The 18,056-nt window shown below is 40.4% G+C and carries 16 protein-coding genes and 1 pseudogene; 15 read left to right on the forward strand and 2 right to left on the reverse strand.

Annotated features, from left to right (window positions below; genetic code table 11):
• Positions 1 to 106: 106 nt before the first annotated feature.
• A complete protein-coding gene (locus tag NQ550_RS00840; protein ID WP_008707157.1) occupies positions 107 to 607 on the reverse strand; it encodes a DUF2284 domain-containing protein in 501 nt (166 codons plus the stop codon).
• Between the two features lie 354 nt (positions 608 to 961).
• Between NQ550_RS00840 and NQ550_RS00845 the strand changes: the two genes are divergently transcribed.
• From NQ550_RS00845 to NQ550_RS00895, 11 genes and pseudogenes are all read left to right on the forward strand, one after another.
• Positions 962 to 1,534, forward strand: a complete 573-nt coding sequence (locus NQ550_RS00845) for a TetR/AcrR family transcriptional regulator (protein ID WP_197724767.1) — start codon at positions 962 to 964, stop codon at positions 1,532 to 1,534.
• Between the two features lie 179 nt (positions 1,535 to 1,713).
• Positions 1,714 to 2,859: a lactaldehyde reductase gene (gene fucO / locus NQ550_RS00850; protein ID WP_025577911.1), complete on the forward strand. Its 1,146-nt coding sequence runs from the start codon at positions 1,714 to 1,716 to the stop codon at positions 2,857 to 2,859.
• Positions 2,860 to 3,209: 350 nt separating this feature from the next.
• Positions 3,210 to 3,845 (forward strand): GTP pyrophosphokinase, encoded by a 636-nt coding sequence (locus NQ550_RS00855; protein ID WP_025577910.1) that lies wholly within the window; start codon positions 3,210 to 3,212, stop codon positions 3,843 to 3,845.
• Positions 3,846 to 4,122: 277 nt separating this feature from the next.
• The gene (locus NQ550_RS00860) at positions 4,123 to 5,796 is read left to right on the forward strand and encodes a GGDEF domain-containing protein (RefSeq protein ID WP_025577909.1); all 1,674 of its coding nucleotides are present in this window, start codon (positions 4,123 to 4,125) and stop codon (positions 5,794 to 5,796) included.
• A complete protein-coding gene (locus NQ550_RS00865; protein ID WP_025577907.1) occupies positions 5,786 to 7,690 on the forward strand; it encodes an EAL domain-containing protein in 1,905 nt (634 codons plus the stop codon). The genes NQ550_RS00860 and NQ550_RS00865 overlap by 11 nt, the downstream gene beginning before the upstream one ends.
• Positions 7,691 to 7,932: 242 nt before the next feature.
• The gene (gene sstT / locus NQ550_RS00870) at positions 7,933 to 9,159 is read left to right on the forward strand and encodes a serine/threonine transporter SstT (protein ID WP_025577906.1); all 1,227 of its coding nucleotides are present in this window, start codon (positions 7,933 to 7,935) and stop codon (positions 9,157 to 9,159) included.
• Between the two features lie 260 nt (positions 9,160 to 9,419).
• A pseudogene (locus tag NQ550_RS00875) lies at positions 9,420 to 9,545 on the forward strand (sporulation transcriptional regulator SpoIIID); the annotation flags it as partial.
• Between the two features lie 55 nt (positions 9,546 to 9,600).
• Positions 9,601 to 9,978, forward strand: a complete 378-nt coding sequence (locus tag NQ550_RS00880; RefSeq protein WP_008707145.1) for a TnpV protein — start codon at positions 9,601 to 9,603, stop codon at positions 9,976 to 9,978.
• A 175-nt stretch (positions 9,979 to 10,153) separates the two neighbouring features.
• Positions 10,154 to 10,477: a BlaI/MecI/CopY family transcriptional regulator gene (locus NQ550_RS00885; protein ID WP_044951768.1), complete on the forward strand. Its 324-nt coding sequence runs from the start codon at positions 10,154 to 10,156 to the stop codon at positions 10,475 to 10,477.
• Between the two features lie 25 nt (positions 10,478 to 10,502).
• Positions 10,503 to 12,512, forward strand: a complete 2,010-nt coding sequence (locus NQ550_RS00890; RefSeq protein WP_081018946.1) for a M56 family metallopeptidase — start codon at positions 10,503 to 10,505, stop codon at positions 12,510 to 12,512.
• A 30-nt stretch (positions 12,513 to 12,542) separates the two neighbouring features.
• The gene (locus tag NQ550_RS00895) at positions 12,543 to 12,974 is read left to right on the forward strand and encodes a winged helix-turn-helix domain-containing protein (RefSeq protein ID WP_020993285.1); all 432 of its coding nucleotides are present in this window, start codon (positions 12,543 to 12,545) and stop codon (positions 12,972 to 12,974) included.
• A 30-nt stretch (positions 12,975 to 13,004) separates the two neighbouring features.
• On the opposite strand, the gene NQ550_RS00900 is transcribed toward NQ550_RS00895, so the two are convergent.
• A complete protein-coding gene (locus NQ550_RS00900) occupies positions 13,005 to 14,048 on the reverse strand; it encodes a DUF6076 domain-containing protein (protein ID WP_025577902.1) in 1,044 nt (347 codons plus the stop codon).
• A 316-nt stretch (positions 14,049 to 14,364) separates the two neighbouring features.
• Here NQ550_RS00900 and NQ550_RS00905 point away from each other — a divergent pair, with 316 nt between their 5' ends.
• The 4 genes from NQ550_RS00905 (at position 14,365) to NQ550_RS00920 (ending at position 17,992) form a co-directional block, all read left to right on the forward strand.
• Entirely contained in the window at positions 14,365 to 14,589 is a 225-nt protein-coding gene (locus tag NQ550_RS00905; protein ID WP_008707138.1) for a helix-turn-helix domain-containing protein, read from the forward strand.
• A gap of 180 nt (positions 14,590 to 14,769) precedes the next feature.
• Complete coding sequence (locus NQ550_RS00910) at positions 14,770 to 16,008, forward strand: plasmid recombination protein (protein WP_008707136.1); 1,239 nt, start codon at positions 14,770 to 14,772, stop codon at positions 16,006 to 16,008.
• A 21-nt stretch (positions 16,009 to 16,029) separates the two neighbouring features.
• The gene (locus tag NQ550_RS00915) at positions 16,030 to 16,734 is read left to right on the forward strand and encodes a CHC2 zinc finger domain-containing protein (RefSeq protein ID WP_008707134.1); all 705 of its coding nucleotides are present in this window, start codon (positions 16,030 to 16,032) and stop codon (positions 16,732 to 16,734) included.
• A complete protein-coding gene (locus NQ550_RS00920; protein ID WP_008707132.1) occupies positions 16,643 to 17,992 on the forward strand; it encodes a virulence-associated E family protein in 1,350 nt (449 codons plus the stop codon). The genes NQ550_RS00915 and NQ550_RS00920 overlap by 92 nt, the downstream gene beginning before the upstream one ends.
• Positions 17,993 to 18,056: the final 64 nt, after the last annotated feature.

An 18,056-nucleotide genomic window follows, 5' to 3' on the forward strand; every position in this document is an offset into this window, starting at 1 on the left:
ATAAATATAAAAACAGAGTATAAAAATACGGCTGACTATATCCGGGTTAAATGCGGATATAGTCAGCCGTATTTTATACTATAGCAAGCCTCTTAATCAATATGCATTATTTATGAGGCTTGCTATAATCTTCGTGAAACAGAATCTGTGTAAAGAATCTTACATCTGAGTCATCTGCCCAGCAGACCATACCTACTGCATCAGCCATTTTCTGTGCATCTACACTGTAGGCGGACATACAGGAACAATTCTTATACGGTCCTGCGCTCATGATCAGGATATCTTCTTTTCCCGCTTCCTGCATCTGTCTGGCAAGCTGTTCTGTAAGAATATTCTGTGCATGTTTCGCCTGCTTGAAAAGAACCGGATCCATGATCGGATCTTTCAGAACAGTCTGGAGAACCAGTGCCTTTTCATATTTCAATGCCTTTGCCTGCATTTCTTCTACAGTACCGCAGGCAGGCGGACATGCAGGAACCAGGTTATAATTTCCACAGAGATTGTCCTCGCAGAACTGCCTGTATTCCGGTACAAATACCAGGTCTTTTGTATCCATGATCGCTGCATCTGCGAAACCCATGGAAAGTGCTTCTTTTATTAAATCCATAAGAATGTCTCCCTTCTTAAAGCGGATTATTTATTTTTTATCTTTTATGATTATAACATTTTGAAGTAAATAAAAACAGAAAAATCAAAATAAAATATATTACTGTTCACTTCGTTCACAGTAACGTAGCCAAAATTCATTCCAGATTGCCTGCGGCAATGGAATTTTGGCTTGTATGTCTCGGGATTTTGGCATATTCATGCCAAAACACCTCGCGGAATAGTGGTGTGTGAACAATAACTAAAATATGCTCCTTAAAATACGAATTTCAGGAAGAAACTATCTGGAAATACAGGGAAGAAATTGATATAATGAACACACGAAGTTTTATCTGTGAGAGGAATTTGTATGGATATGATAAATGAAGCAGGTAAGGGTGAGAAAACGAAATACCGTCTTGCGCGGTCAATGAAGGAATGTATGAAAACGATGTCTGTAGATAACATTACAGTAAAACAGATCACAGAGAATTGTGGTGTTACGAGGCAGACTTTCTATCGGAATTTTATGGACAAATTTGACCTGATCAACTGGTATTTCGATAAGCTTCTGGCGAAATCCTTTGAGCATATGGGAATGGGGAAAACTGTTTATGATGCTCTGGTAAAGAAGTTTACCTATATTCAGGAAGAGCATATTTTCTTTGCAGCAGCATTTAAATATGACAGTCAGAACAGTCTGCGCCAGCATGATTTTGAACTGATCCTGGATTTCTATGAGAATCTGATCCGTGAGAAAACAGGAAGAATCCCGGATGAGACTATACATTGTATTCTGGAAATGTACTGCCAGAGTTCTATTTATATGACTGTAAAATGGGTACTGGGAGAGTTGGAATGTGCACCGGAGGGACTGGCGAAAATTTTAGTTGACGGGATGCCGGGAAAACTCTCGGAATTGTTTGAAAAGTTGGAAATATTGTCATAAATATAACAATATTAGTGCATAATTTTGCACACAGTTTTTCGGCACTATTGCACAAACATTGTGAGAAAGTTACATTTGAACGAAAGTGTAACTTTCTTTTTTTGTTTCGCATTGTTAATATAATAACAAAGATAAGCGCTGCGGAAGCTTACCTAATACTGAAAGGAATGGAAATCATTATGGCAAACAGAATTAACTTAAATCAGACATCTTATCACGGAGCAGGAGCAATCGAGGAAATCGCAAACGAAGCAAAAGCACATGGCTTTAAGAAAGCTTTCGTATGTTCTGACCCTGATCTTGTAAAATTCCATGTAACAAGTAAAGTTACAGATATTCTTGAGAAAAACGGACTTGCATATGAACTGTATTCAGACATCAAACCGAACCCGACAATCGAGAACGTACAGCACGGTGTTCAGGCATTTAAGAATTCTGAAGCGGATTATCTGATCGCAATCGGCGGTGGTTCTTCCATGGACACTTCCAAAGCAATCGGTATTATTATTGCAAACCCTGAATTCGAAGATGTAAGGAGTCTGGAAGGTACAGCTCCGACCAGGAAACCTTGTGTACCGATCATTGCAGTTCCGACAACAGCAGGTACAGCAGCAGAGGTAACTATCAATTACGTTATCACAGATGTAGAAAGAAAACGTAAATTTGTATGCGTTGACCCACATGACATGCCGATCATCGCAGTTATTGATCCTGAAATGATGTCCTCCATGCCAAAGGGACTGACAGCTTCCACAGGTATGGATGCCCTCACTCATGCAATCGAAGGATATACAACAAAAGCTGCGTGGGAAATGACAGATATGTTCCATTTAAAAGCAATCGAGCTGATCTCCAAATCTCTCCGCGGTGCTGTTGAAAACACAAAAGAAGGTCGTGAAGGAATGGCTCTTGGACAGTATATCGCTGGTATGGGATTCTCTAACGTAGGTCTTGGAATCGCTCATTCCATGGCTCATACACTTGGTGCTGTTTATGACACACCACACGGTGTTGCCTGCGCAATGATGCTTCCAATTGTTATGGAATACAATCAGGAATGCACAGGTGAGAAATATCGTGAGATCGCCAGAGCAATGGGTGTCAAAGGCGTAGATGAAATGTCTCAGGATGAATACAGAAAAGCAGCAATCGAAGCTGTTAAGAAACTCTCTGTTGATGTAGGAATCCCGACTAAACTGGAAGCAATCAAAGAAGAAGATCTCCAGTTCCTGGCAGAATCCGCACATGCAGACGCATGCGCACCGGGAAACCCGAAAGATGCAAGCGTAGAAGATCTGAAAGACCTGTTCCGTAAGATTATGTAATTAATAATGGTTATAAGATGAAATAAAAAAAGCACCGGCTGTAATGGAGTACTGTTACAGTCAGGGCTTTTTTATTTCCTATAAGTCTGCTGATGCTCTGAGTGTGGCGGGATTGTGCATGAGAAGCAGTGCCGTATGTAAGTGTAAGCAGACGAGAATTTTGTTTATAAAATGATTAGAATTGGGACACTGATTAAACACATTTCTTTTGTATGATGGAAACGTAATGGGGAAAAAATGGTTATTTTGCAGTACAAATGTGGAAAAATGCCAAGCTCTGCAAAGAAGTACAGAATAAGAAATATGAAAGACAGAAGAATAACTGCAGAGGTTTTTACAGGAGAAATAATATGACAGATGAAGAATACTATGAATTTATACAACCATATGAAGATGCTAAACAGATGCTTCTCACACGTCTTGATGTGTTGAATCACAACCTGTACGGTGAGGCATCTGCAAGACCGATCCACAACATCCAATGCAGGATTAAGAAGAAACAGAGTATTGAAGAAAAACTGCAGCGAAAGGAAAAAGAACCTACTGTGATGAATGCGAAGGATTATCTTCAGGATATTGCAGGTGTCAGGGTAATCTGCTATTTTGTAGATGATATCTATAATCTGACAGAACTTCTGAAGAGTCAGAGTGATCTGATAGTAATCAAAGAACGGGATTACATTGGAAACCCGAAGCCAAATGGATATCGGAGCTATCATGTGATCGTAGGAGTGCCGGTATATTGTCTGGATGGAATGGAATACTTCCCGGTGGAGATACAGTTTCGTACTATGTCCATGGATTTCTGGGCCAGTATGGAGCATCGGATTTCCTACAAAAAGGAACGCACAGATAAGGAACAGCTAAAAGAGGAATTAAGAGAATATGCGAATATGCTGGTAGAGATTGAGAGCCGTTTTGAGCAGTATAATGAGACGGATCATCAACAGGAAAAAAGAACAGTAACAGTAAAACAGCCACTGTAAAAGGTGGCTGTTTTTGTGTCTTGTATTTTTTATAGTGGAATGTTAACATTGCTTTATAGTACCTTTATATTATTTTTTGATAGCACCTTCAGAAAATATATAAAGGTAACTATTCAGCAGTTTATTATCCTGCTGAGATACTATGGCAATACTCTAAAATAATGTATCTTAATCCAGCTCATCAGAGTGTGAAATTCTGCTGAACTGTCTTAAATGCATTACTTACGAGGACTGCTATAAACAGTTATGATTCTGGAAATAAGAGAAGGAGAAGCGTGTGAAATATAATCAGAAGAAGAAAAAAGAAAACATAGAGATATTTCTGTTTATCATGGTGATGGCTGTTTTTGCTGCTGTTCTGGGAGTTATGTCACTGGGAGAAAAGATGCAGCCGGTGAACCAGATCAGGAAGATATCTTCTGGCTGGTACTATTATGACAACGGAAAAAGAACAGAAGTTACTCTTCCGGATACAATACAGGCAGAGAAAGGGGAAGAACTGATATTATATAATGACGGGATTACTGATCTGGATGCCGGTAAGGTAGTTACAACCAGAGGTGCACAGTATGATCTGAAAATCTGGCTGGGTGACCGTCCCATCTATGAATATCAGGATACAACCTTTGTAAGGAATACGCAGATGAAATCAAAACTGGAATGTGTAGGGGAAATCCCTACAGACATGCAGAATGAGCCGCTGAAGCTGGTTTATTCAAATCCACATCACGGAAAGTATGTTTTGACTTCTGTTTATATTGGAACCGGAAGTGCAGTCATTGCTTTACATTTACAGAATTCAGGAATAGTTATAGGTATTGCTTTGTGTTTTCTTGTTTTGAGCGTTATTTCTCTGTTGATTACAGTTTATCTGAAATACCGTCAGATGCCGGATGACAGATTTCGCGATGTAGCATTGTTCCTTATGATATGTGCAGTCTGGCTGATTACAGATTCTTCTGCGATCCAGACCTATAGCAGTCATCCGGATATGCTTTGTACGATTTCTTTTTATATGTTTATGTTACATTCGGTACCGATGCTGCATTTTGCCCAGAAAATAGGTGGACTGAAAAAGGAACGCATTCTGGATGCAGGAATTGCTGTGTTTTATCTGAATGCATTTATTCAGGGACTTCTGGCCTATTTCGGGGTATTCACGTTTGCAGATATGCTGTTTGTAACACATGTTCTGCTGATAACGTGGGTACTGATCGTAGCGGTACTGCTCTGGAAAGAATATAGAAAGAAGCCGGATCGAAGTGTGCAGATCATATTGATCGCTTATATGATATTATTGTTCAGTGGACTTTTGTCACTGTCATTGTACTGGCTGTTTGAAATATCCTATTATGGAGCAATATTTGAGTTTGGAATACTGGTATTTCTGGTTATGATCATTGCAGATACTGTGATCAGTCTTGTTGGAAAGGTCCGTTACCGGACAGAAATGCAGGCATATGAACGACTGATGAAAGAGGACTGGATGACCGGAATGCAGAGCAGGGAACCTTTTGAAAATCTGCTGGCGGAAATTCCGAAAACCATGAATGAGCATAAGGATATCCTGCTGGTCTTTATGGATATTGATTATCTGCGCAGGATCAATAATGATTTTGGCAGAGCGGCAGGAGATGAGGTTATTGTGGCGGCTGCCAGATGCATTGAGAATGTTTTTGGAGCAATCGGAAAATGTTATCGCACAGGAGGAGATGAGTTTGCGGTAGTTGTGTTTGATCCGGAGGAAGACAGGAATGTATTGTCTGAGAAACTGGATAAAGAAATAAGGCGTTATAACAGAAACAGCAGATATCGCATGTCTATTTCAAGAGGTTTCAGTTCAATTCGGGATGACAGGGGAAAGCTGAAGACAACCGGTGAATGGAAGTATGAGGCAGATACGAATATGTATCAGAATAAAATGAAAGAGAGAAAGACATATGAATTATAATATAAACTTTCAGGTAGCGGCAGTTATTATTACAGCGTTACTCTTATATCATTTTCTGACGCAGAAGAAACTGCATAATGCAAATGTGAAAACATTTACATATATACTTGTCCTGAGCGGTTTATATATTTTGTCTGACCTGTTGGGTACGCTGACAATTATGAATTACACAGCGGAAGATGAAGGAACTGTCATGGGTATTCTGACAGGAATCTATTTGCTTGATATTCTGATTCCTTATATTTTGTATTCATGTATTCCTGATTCGCATGAAAATGAGAAAAAGAGCGGTGCATTATCTGTGATCTGTGCCGGGATTACGGTGGCTATGATGATAGCTGTACTTGGAAACCTTGGAAGCGGGGGATTTTTCTGTTTTGACAGTAATGACGTTTTTCAAAAAGGAACAGGGTATGTGTTTCTTTATCTTTATGCCCTGGTTTATATCGTTCTGATAATGCTGCGTATGATCAGAAGCAGGGAGGACTATACGCCGGAAAAGATGAGTATTGCAGGCAAAATTCTTGTGATCGAAGGCGTATGTATAGGAGTGGAACTGTACACAGGGTACATATTTCTGTCAGATTTTGGACTGGCACTTGGTCTCATATTTCTCTATCTTATGATGAACAATCCAGGTGATTATATAGACAGTACAACAGGAGCATTTGATAAAAGGTATTTTGATAACTGGATACAGGAGAAATTTACCAAAGGAATCGAGTTTCATGTGATTGCTGTAGAGCTGTTTATGCTGAAACAGATTAATAAGGTTTACGGAAGCAGTACAGGTGATCTGCTTCTGGTACAGATTGCAAGAGAACTGCAAAACATTACAGGTTCTGTACAGGTGTTCCGAACCACAGGAAACTGTTTTCTGATCATTACAGATTCATTGACAGAATATGAGAAAAACAGACAGGAGATTGAGAACTATTTCAAAGAACCTTTTGAAACTGACGGGGAAAAAATCACTTTTCCGGCAATCATCTGCGGGATTATCAACGGTGAAAAGATGGAGAAGGAAGATGTACTGCTGGCATATATCGAGTATCTGATATCTTTGGTAAAACGTGCAGATGAAACGGTAGTGATTCAGTCAGATGACAGGATTCTGGAGGGCTTCCGTTATGAAAAAGAGGTGGAGCATTTCCTGAAAACAGCAGTGGATAAAGACCTGTTTGAAGTGTACTATCAGCCGGTATTCTGGACAAAGGAAGATCGTTATATTACTCTCGAAGCTTTGAGCAGGCTGAAGCATCCCTGTATGGGAATGATCCCGCCGGATGTGTTTATCGGTATTGCAGAAAGGCAGGGGCTCATTGCACAGATCGGACTGCTTCAGTTCAGAAGGGTGTGCCGTTTTATTAAAGAGAATGAATATATGATGAAACAGATTAAGAATGTAAAGTTCAATCTGTCACCTTCCGAACTGCTAAAACCGGGACACAGTCAGCTTCTGATTAATATAGTGAAGGAGCATGAGCTTTTACCGAAATATTTTCAGTTTGAGATTACTGAGACAGTGGCAACTGAATATAGTGAAAGTTTCTGCAAAGCTGTGGAGGATTTTACGAATGCGGGAATCGGATTATGTCTGGATGATTTTGGTTCAGGGTATGCAAATCTGAATGCAGTATTGAGACTTCCGTTTGATGTGGTGAAAATGGACAGATCGTTGTTAACAGGGATTACCTGTGATGAACAGGCTGCTGTTTTTTACCACAGTATTGTGACGGTTATGCAGAATATGGGTTATACAATTGTAGCAGAAGGAGCAGAAACAGAAGAAGAGGTGAGTCTGCTGAGAGAATGGGGCGTGGACATGGTCCAGGGATATTACTTCTCAAGACCACTTCCGGAGGCAGAGTTGCTGAGACTTTTCATGTTATAGGAAATTATTCCGTAATATACCTATAACATAAAAAGGTCCTCCGGACAGAATCGCACTGAGCCGGAGAGAAAGCAGGTGTTGTTCAATCAGATATAAATGATTGAACGACATCTGCTTTTTTGAATAATTTAAAAACAGAAATACAATACACTTATAAAGATGTTCTTGCATATTCTATGTGCTTCCTTTATAATGTAACGTATCATTGTTTTATCAAATTAAAGGGAAAGAGGATTAAAGAAATGAAAAAAGTTTGGGACAAATGGACCAGGATTGCTCTTGTAAAGAGAATCCTGGTTGGCCTGATTCTGGGTGCGATTCTGGGAATTGCTGTACCGCAGGCAACAGGAATCGCAATTCTGGGTGATGTCTTTGTAAGTGCATTAAAGGCAATCGCACCTTTGCTGGTATTCTTCCTGGTTGTCAGTTCCCTGTGTAATGCAGGAAAATCTCATGGAGGAGTTATTAAGACAGTTATCATTCTCTATATGTTCAGTACAGTTCTGGCAGCAGTGATTGCAGTATTTGCGAGTATGGCATTTCCTGTAAAGATGACACTTGCAAATGCAGCAACAGATACAAGTGCACCACAGGGTATCGTTGAGGTATTAAATAACCTGCTTCTGAACGTAGTTGCCAACCCGGTATCTTCACTGGTAAATGCAAACTATGTAGGGATCCTGATGTGGGCTGTTCTTCTTGGGCTTGCTTTTCGTGCAGCTGATAAGATGACAAAGAAGGTTCTGGCTGATGTTGCAGATGGTATTTCCATGGTAGTAACCTGGATCATTAATCTTGCACCTTTTGGAATTTTTGGTCTGGTATTTAACACAGTATCTACAAACGGTCTGGATATCTTTACGACTTATGGAAAACTGTTGCTTCTTCTTGTAGGATGTATGCTGTTTATCTATTTTGTGACCAATCCGCTTCTGGTTTACTGGTGCATCCGCCAGAATCCATATCCGCTGATTTTCCACTGCCTGAAGAGAAGTGCGCTGACAGCTTTCTTTACAAGAAGTTCCGCAGCTAATATTCCGGTAAACATGAAAGTCTGTGAAGAGATGGGACTGGACAGAGATACTTATTCTGTAACCATTCCGCTTGGTGCAACTATTAATATGGATGGTGCGGCTATCACTATTACGGTTATGACAATGGCAACTGCATTTACTCTTGGTATTCATGTAGATATTCCGACAGCAATTATCCTGAGTCTTCTTGCAGCTCTGTCAGCATGTGGCGCTTCCGGTGTAGCCGGCGGATCACTTCTTCTGATCCCGATGGCATGCTCTCTGTTCGGAATTTCAGATGACATTTCCATGCAGGTTGTTGCAGTAGGATTTATCATTGGCGTAGTTCAGGATTCTGTAGAAACAGCTCTGAACTCTTCTTCAGATCTTCTGTTATCTGCTTCCGCAGAATTCAGACAGTGGAGACTTGAAGGGAAAGAGATTAAATTTAAATAAGATTGCAATGAGCGAAACGGTCGTCCGGTATGGACGGCCGTTCTTTTATGTTATAGGTAATGTTCCTATAACATAAAAAGGCCCTTCGGGCAGGATCGCACTGCGACGGAGAGGAATTATGTCGCTGAAGCGACCCGCCGCAGGCGGAGAATCCTGCAAGCAGGATTCTTTCATATAAGGCACAACTATAAAAATGATTGCTACATATTCGGGAATTTCTGTGCATACACTGTAAAAACAGCGTCTTCGGAGGCTTATCCGTGAAAGATTATATCGAGGAGCGGGCAGTGGAAATTGCAAATTATATTATTGATACAAAGGCAACGGTGCGTCAGGCGGCGAAGAAATTCGGGATTAGTAAGAGCACTGTACATATGGAAGTAACAATATAGAACGGTTCGTTTGGGTAATAGAATAAGAAAAACCAAGGAGGAACGAACCATGAAGGATTTGAAAACAAGAATTACGGAGAATGGCATTGATTATGTACTTGTCGGGGATTATTATATCCCAGACTTGAAGCTGCCGGAGGAAAAGCGATCTATCGGTAAGTGGGGACGAATGCACAGGGAGTATCTGAAAAAGCAGTGCTACGGTAGATATTCCAGTTTACTGCTGACCGGAAAACTTTGGAGCTATCTGGAGGATTTGGACGAACAAGCGGAGGAACGGTTTACGTGTATTGTTGATCAGATGAAAGCGGCTGAGGGAGTGACGGAGGAATTGAAGCGGAAAGATGCTATGCTTTGGGTACAACGGTGTAATAATATTAGAAACAGAGCAGAAGAAATTGTACTGAACGAAATGGTTTATATTTAGTATGGAGCAGTCAGCCGAAAGGCTGGCTGTTTTTCTTTTCCTAGCGACAGAAAATGATTGACAATGTTACAAGACTGTGGTAGTCTGAAAACAAGAACAGACTACTGTAGTCTTATAGGAGGCGAAACAAGTGACAGAGGAAAATATCAAACTTTTTGATTCGGAATTAAAGGTAATGGATGTTCTGTGGAAGGATGGTGACGTGCCAGCGAAATATGTTGCAGATACTTTAAACAGAGAAGTCGGCTGGAATAAAAACACAACGTATACATTGATTAAGCGGTGTATCAATAAAGGCGCGATTGAACGAACGGAACCGGGATTTATGTGCCATGCGCTTATAGCAAAAGAACAGGTACAGGATCTGGAAACAGATGAACTTATTGATAAGATATATGATGGATCTGTTGACAAGTTGTTTGCGGCACTTCTTGGCAGAAAAAAACTTTCTATGGAGCAGATTAAGAACCTGAAGCAGATCGTCAGTGAATTGGAATGAGGTGATGTATATGAGCCTGCTGCAAATGAGTTTTCTGGGAACGGTTATTATTTTACTTATTGTGGTATTAAGGGCTGTGCTTATCAACAGATTACCGAAGAAAACATTTTTGATTTTATGGTGGATTGCATTAATACGGTTATTAGTTCCATTTTCCATAAAATCAGTCACAAGTATTTATTCTCTGTTGCAGAGTATTTATTCTGATATAAACCCAGTGAGAACGGCGCAAACGACAACATTTTTACCCATTCATGGGAATATGCCTGAGATAGCAAATGGATTATCAGAGGCTATGGTACAGAGAACAGAATCCATTTCGATTTTGAGTGTAATATGGCTGGCAGGTCTGTTACTTTGTTTTGGATTTTTTGCGGTTTCCTATATAAAATGTTATCGGGAATTTCGATTTTCGCTGCCTGTTGAAAATGATATTTTGGAAGCATGGAAGGAAAAACATCCACTAAAAAGGAGTCTATCCATCCGGCAGACAGAAACCATAGCTGCACCACTTTCTTATGGTGTGATTCGCCCAGTTATTTTAATGCCGAAAAATACAGAATGGAAAAATATTTATCAGCTTCGTTATGTGTTGGAACATGAATATGTGCATATCAGACGGCTTGATATGCTTACAAAGCTGATAATGATTGCTGCAGTATGCATTCATTGGTTTAATCCTCTTGTGTGGGTAATGTATATTCTTTTTAACAGAGATTTGGAATTATCCTGTGACGAAACCGTAGTCCGTAGATTTGGAATGGATATAAAGTCGGTATATGCAACTGCTTTAATATCTATGGAAGAAAAAAAGAGCGGACTGACACCATTATGTAACAGTTTCAGTAAAAATGCGATTGAAGAGAGGATAAGAGCAATTATGAAGATAAAGAAGACATCTAAGTTTGCAGTAATTATAAGTGCAGTATTGGTAATTTGCGTGACAGGTGGATTTGCAACTTCCGCATCATCCTTGGAGAAAAAGACAGAGACAGCGCAAGAAAACGGTGAAACAACAGTTGCTTTAAACGAAGTGAATATCCGGGAAGATGAATCACTTTCAAGTTCGGATGTGGAATGGTGGACAGCAGAAGAGTATGCGAAATGGCTGGACGAGGAAAAAGAAGTTCTGCAGTCTATGATTGGTGAAAAAGCTTATACAGGCGGCGACGGATGGTTTGTATGGACACAGGAAAAGGTAGATGAGACGATTGCACTTTATGAGGATAATCTTCAAAAAATAAAAGATGGGATGAAGTTGTCGAAATCATCTGATGATGCAGTGGGAATTACAATGGCATATTCTCCGGAAAATATAGAATATGCGAAGCAGGAAGCAGAAACGGTCACCGAAAATAAAGACAGTAATGAAAATGTATTCAGCGAAGAACAGCTTTCTGAATATGCAAAAGCGGGAATAACTTACCAGAAAGAAACAGGATTTCTGATGTATGATGGAAAGACCATTGGATATTTCCGGGATGAGTTTAAGCCGGGTACTTATACAATAAGTTCCAAACGTGGAGGTACGCTTCGAGTTGAAGTGCAAAGGGAAAACTATGGCACCATCACAGACGTAAAGGCAGAACCGTTATCAGATGATTTTTGGTCAGAACCGGCAGTATTGGTTGAAAGTTCCGGCGGAGAAGCTGTAACTGCAGATGAAATGAAAGGATCTGTTTTTGAAGAAGGAGGAAGTGAGAACATAGCGGCTGATGACATGGGCGAATATAGCAGTGAAGAGGGAAAAGGTCTTAATATTGCTGTTCCACAGGAGTATGCTGATTATGGAGTATCTTGTGATGCTCAAGGAAACTGGGTTTATAATGGTAAGATTATAGCAGATTTATATGATGAGGGAAGGGGAATCTTTTCTAACAGCAACGGAACTATGTACATTGAAGTAACGAGAGACAAAAGTGGAAAGATCAGCAGCTTTCAAAAAGTAAGCAAAAATAGAATGCAGGAATTATTTACTGAATTTAATCCGGAAGCGGAAACATTTGATGGATATACTTCAGAGGCGAAACATTAAGTTAGTATTAAATGAAACGAGGACGATTAGGTGGGAAAAATATTGCTGGTATCATTCGAGGGAGCTGAGGAAGATTTGGTAAATTCTGTTATTTCTGTGTTAGATTCCGGCAGAGAGAAATTTCTTTTTCAGGAAATACAATTTCAATCGAAAATATGGCATAAGGGTATAGCGATTGATTTGAAACGGAGAGAAGTCGTTCGTGATAATAGAAAAATAGAATTAACTTACACCGAGTTTGAAATCCTGCAGTTATTAGCACAAAATCCAGGAAGAGTATTTAGTAAAGAACAGATTTATGATATAGTCTGGAAAGAATCCTATTTTGGCGATTACAATATAGTAATGAGCCATATCAGTCATATTCGTGAGAAAATAGAAGATGATCCGGGTAACCCGGTATATATTCAAACCGTCTGGGGTGTAGGATACAAGTTCAATGAGAAGGCAGGCAGCGAGTAAATTCGCTGCCTTTCCTTTACAGGGATGGATTCAGATTTTGCTGAGTTTTAAGATAATATTGCTCTGCTGATACAACCAGTCTGTGAATTCTGTCGGACTGGTTGCTCCTGCCTTTACAGCTTTCTTACGCTGCAGAGCTTCTTTCTTAAAAAGGTCAAACGCATTTTTCATTTCTTCCAGGCGTTCAATCGGAAAATTAGCAGTTTTTTGGGACTTATTGATTTTATTACGCCAATTCTGGCATTCATTTTTATAAAGCAGATCATAGTTATTTTCTCTGGCTCGTTCATCAAACTCCCTTTTGTTTTGAAGTGCCTGTGCTTTACGGCACTTATCACTGCACAGTTCATAACGCTGGCTTTTTGCCAGAAAATATTTTCCACAGACTTTGCACTGACGGAAACAAAGGCCCCAGTCATTCAGTCGATTCAAGTAATAAGTGATAAGCGGATAAAAAGAGCTATAGGCAGCTACGCATTCTGTTCTGCGCCTATTATCCGGAAACCAAAGTTCAAGTCGAGTGATTTCAGCAGGAGTGTTGCGGAAATAAAGACTGCCAGTATGAAAACGTTCTGGTTTTCCGGTATCAGAATTAAAATTCATGACATTTTCTGTTTGGAATGCCTGAGTCAAAATTTGGATTTTTTCTATAAAACGATCACAGGCAGTATTACGGTCACGATATTCCCTTGTAACAAGATATTCATTCCAAATACGGAATGTAGCATACATTCTCACCGGATCACCGGTGAGATATTTTTTTGCCAGAAAATCACCAGCAGTCTGTTCCAGTGCAGGCTGTTTCCAACGGTTAGTGTGCAATGCATCACGTAGGGGAGCAAGTCCATATATATTCCAGTTCTTTTCTTTATCATATTCAAAATCTATCAGAAAACGTCCTAGAGGACGTGTTATATCATATATGACATCGTTATCTTTATTTCCGTCCAGTCGAAAACGGATTTGCTGTTCCGTTCCGATTAAAATTCGCTCCTTCATTTTGTCTCTATCCAATGCCAGAACGAAGAGGATGTGGTCGTAGCAAGGTTCTTGCCTTATAAATTGATAAGCCATTTCTATTTGCTCCTGTTTTGTATGGTAATTTTAAAAAATATAATATTAGTTACATTTATGGTATCGCGAAAGTATTGAAAAGTCAAGATGAGATTGATAAGATACGATTGAATGGTAATTTCGTACTATGCAGTGTACTTTGACAACTTTATGACCGTCTAACCTGAGATAAACCGCCATGACCTTCGATAAAAGAAGTGAGCGCATCCGAATGGATGACGTGTTGTATGCCTTGACAGCAGTATGACTCAGGAAACAGGAAAGAGAAAACGGCAATGAGAAGCTAAAAAAATGAGATCAAAAATGGAGGAACAACATGAGTGAAAATAAGAGATTAAACAATTATGATGAACTGCCTCTTGTACTGGATGTGGCTGATATTCAGCGGATTATGGGGATTTCCAGAGTAACGGCTTATGAACTGGTTCATACACCCGGTTTTCCGGCATTTCGAAGCGGCAGATTAATTAAGGTTAGTAAAATTGCTTTTTTCGAATGGATGGCAAAGGGGAATGGAAGGGTGCCGGAGAATAGTAACTAAATCTGGAGCAGAGCGGAGAGCGAAGTCTTTTGTGCAGGTTAAGGGCGGCAGCCATTGCCCAGTGAGTTGATGCGTGCGTCTACTCGTACTGGGTATTACCTGACGCAAATTCACGCAGGTTTGCAGCTTCGCTGCCTTATTTAATTTGGAAAAACGTGAAAAAGGAGGGCAAGAAAATTATTGAAAGCAACAAGACACAATGGACGCTCCGGGAAAAATGGCACTTATAATCCCAGGCATAATGATCGCCGTTTCGACTTGGAAAACAGTGAACATATTGATGCTGGAAGAGTCAGAGAAAATATTTACTGGGACTGTTACCGTGGCTATACCACAATGCAGAACAGGGAAGAAGATTCTCAGGATATCAGTTTTGAGAAAATTGAATGTACTTTTTATCAGGAACATTATGGAAAATATATAGAAGCGCAGAATGAAAGAAATGCAAGAACCCGTCATACAGAGCGTAACCGATCTGTGGAAGATTTACTAAAGAACAATAAAACCTGTCCAGAGGAAACTATTTTTCAAATAGGAACAGTAGAAGAATCTGTTTCCTATGAAATATTACTTGCGGTCGTACAGGACTTTACAAAGCAGTTCACAAATCGGTTCGGTTCTCATGTCCATATTCTGGACTGGGCACTGCATTTGGACGAAGGAACGCCGCACATTCATGAACGTCATGTTTTTGATTGTGAGAATAAGTACGGGGAAATCTGTCCCCAGCAGGAAAAAGCACTGGAAGAATTAGGGATTGCACTTCCAAAACCGGATAAACCTAAAGGCCGCAATAATAATCGAAAGCAGACTTTTGATGCTATTTGCCGGACAATGCTTTTTGATATAACTCGAAAATACGGGTTGCATCTGGAAGAAGAACCGTCTTATGGAGGGCGAGATTATCTTGAAAAGCAGGATTATATCCTGTTTAAGCAAAAGGAACAGATGAAAAACCAGACAGAAATACTGGATACACTTACTTTGAAAATTGAAGAAGTAGAAGCTTTGATCGATGAAGTTTCAGATATTGCTTACGACAAAGCTGTGGAGGTTGTGACGGATGAGGTCAGAGTGGAAACCCATAAAGAAGACATTCGTCTGGTAGAACAGTCAAAGGCGTGGGTGCTTTCCCCTGAGCGCAAGGCTTCCCAAAAAGAAAGAACTTATGCTGTAAGTCGATTGGACGGAGTAATTACCAAAATTACAAAAGCTATGCAGACAGCAGTTAAAACAATCCAGACCACGCTGATAAAACCGGAAGTCAAAAAGGTGAATACCGAACAGATTAAGAAAAAAGCCAGAAGTTCCATTCTGGATAGGCTGGCAAAAGCAAAAATTACTGCGGAACAGGAGAACCGAGAGCGATGGGAACACGAAGGAAGAACTAAATTGGGAAGGAACGATATGGAGTTGTGATGTAAAGAAAAGAGGAAAAGGATGAATATATTTGAAGCAGTTAAACAGTCTGTGACTACCCGGCAGGCTGCAGAAAGCTATGGAATACGGGTAAACAAGAATGGAATGGCGGTCTGTCCATTTCACCGTGACAAGAATCCAAGCATGAAAGTGGACAGGCGTTTTCATTGTTTCGGATGTCAGGCAGATGGGGATGTGATTGATTTTACGGCACACTTGTACAATTTAAAACCAAAAGAGGCGGCAGAGAAATTGGCAAGAGATTTTTCTATACATTATGAGAACATGGGGCACAGCCCGCCACAGAGAAAACAAATCAAACGACAGCTAACACAGGAACAGAGGTATCTGCAGGCAGAAAATAGATATTTCCGTGCACTGGCAGATTACCTGCATTTGTTGAAACAGTGGAAAGAAGAGTGTGCTCCGAAACAGGTGGAAGATGTCTGGCATCCGCTGTTTATGGAGGCATTGGAAAAAATATCAGAAACAGAGTACCTGTTGGATACATTATTATCAGGCACATTAGAAGAACGAGTTGCCGTAGTGGTGGCTCATGGGAAGGAGGTGACAGCGATTGAACAGAGAATTTCAGACTTTATCACCACAGACACGACAGGAATTGTGCGAAGTAATGGATATAATGGAAACGGAGTTGACAGTAGAGGAAATCAGAGAACAACTGGAAATGACACAGAAGGGTGCTGTGAAAAACAATCGGCATAACTGTAAGCTAATTTTAGAACATGATCCTCTGTTAAAAGATGTATTCCGGCACAATATTTTGACTGAGCAGACAGACATTGTAAAACCCGTGTGGTGGGAACGGATAAGCCCGGCATTCACAGATATGGATTTGAACTATATTATGCTTTATTTGGAAGAGACTTACGGTCTGACGATGGATAAGATTGTGCAGAAAAGTATTGTCCATCAGGCAGATCGGAACAAATATCACCCTGTCCGGGATTATTTGAACAGTCTGCAATGGGATGGGCAGGAACGTATCCGCTATGTGCTGCATCATTTTCTTGGTGCACCTGTGGATGAGTTGACCTATGAAAGTATGAAAATGTTTTTGCTGGGAGCTATTGCCCGTGCGTTCCGCCCCGGAATTAAGTTTGAATATATGCTCTGTCTGGTCGGGGGTCAGGGCGTGGGAAAATCTACATTTTTTCGTTTCATGGCAGTAAAGGATGACTGGTTCACTGATGACATCGGCAAACTGGATTCGGAAAAAGTTTATTGTCAGCTTCGTGGTCATTGGATGATTGAAATGTCTGAAATGGTCGCAACGGCACGCTCTAAGAGTATTGAGGAAACAAAGAGCTTTCTGAGCAGGCAGAAAGAGACTTATCGGGATTCTTATGCAGTATATGCTCTTGATCGTCCGAGGCAATGTGTATTTGGAGGAACATCCAATATTAAGCGATTCCTGCCGTTTGACCGTACCGGAAATCGAAGATTCGTTCCGGTTCAGACGAACCGGGCAGAGATGGAGGTTCATATCCTCGAAAATGAGAAGGAATCCAGACAGTATATTGATCAGGTGTGGGCGGAAGCAATGATGTTGTACCGTAATGGAAATTTTAAACTGGCGTTTTCAAAGGAAACAGAAACACAGCTTGATAAACTGCGGCAGGAGTTCATGGCGGATGATACGGAAGCCGGAATGATACAGGCATGGCTGGATGAACATGAAGACAGAAAAGTCTGTTCATTGATGCTTTTTAAAGAGGCACTGGACAATCCTTATGTAAAGCCGAAGAAGGCGGAGACAGACCGCATCTGTGAAATCATGAATACAAGCATTGTGGGTTGGAAACAGGGGACGATGACAAGATTCAAGGATTACGGTACACAGCGTTCGTGGGTATGTGTAAACGAAAACTGTAAACGAGACGCAAAAGACTTAAAAAATGAAAATGACTGGCATCCGATTACTGAGAAGGAAGCCCGGCAGGTGGAGTTACCTTTCCAGTAAAATGCCAGTCAGGTTTACGGTAGTTGGCGTGTTGTTTACACTTTTTTCTATGGATATTGCTTTG

This window comes from Blautia wexlerae DSM 19850, assembly GCF_025148125.1.
GTDB lineage: Bacteria > Bacillota > Clostridia > Lachnospirales > Lachnospiraceae > Blautia_A > Blautia_A wexlerae.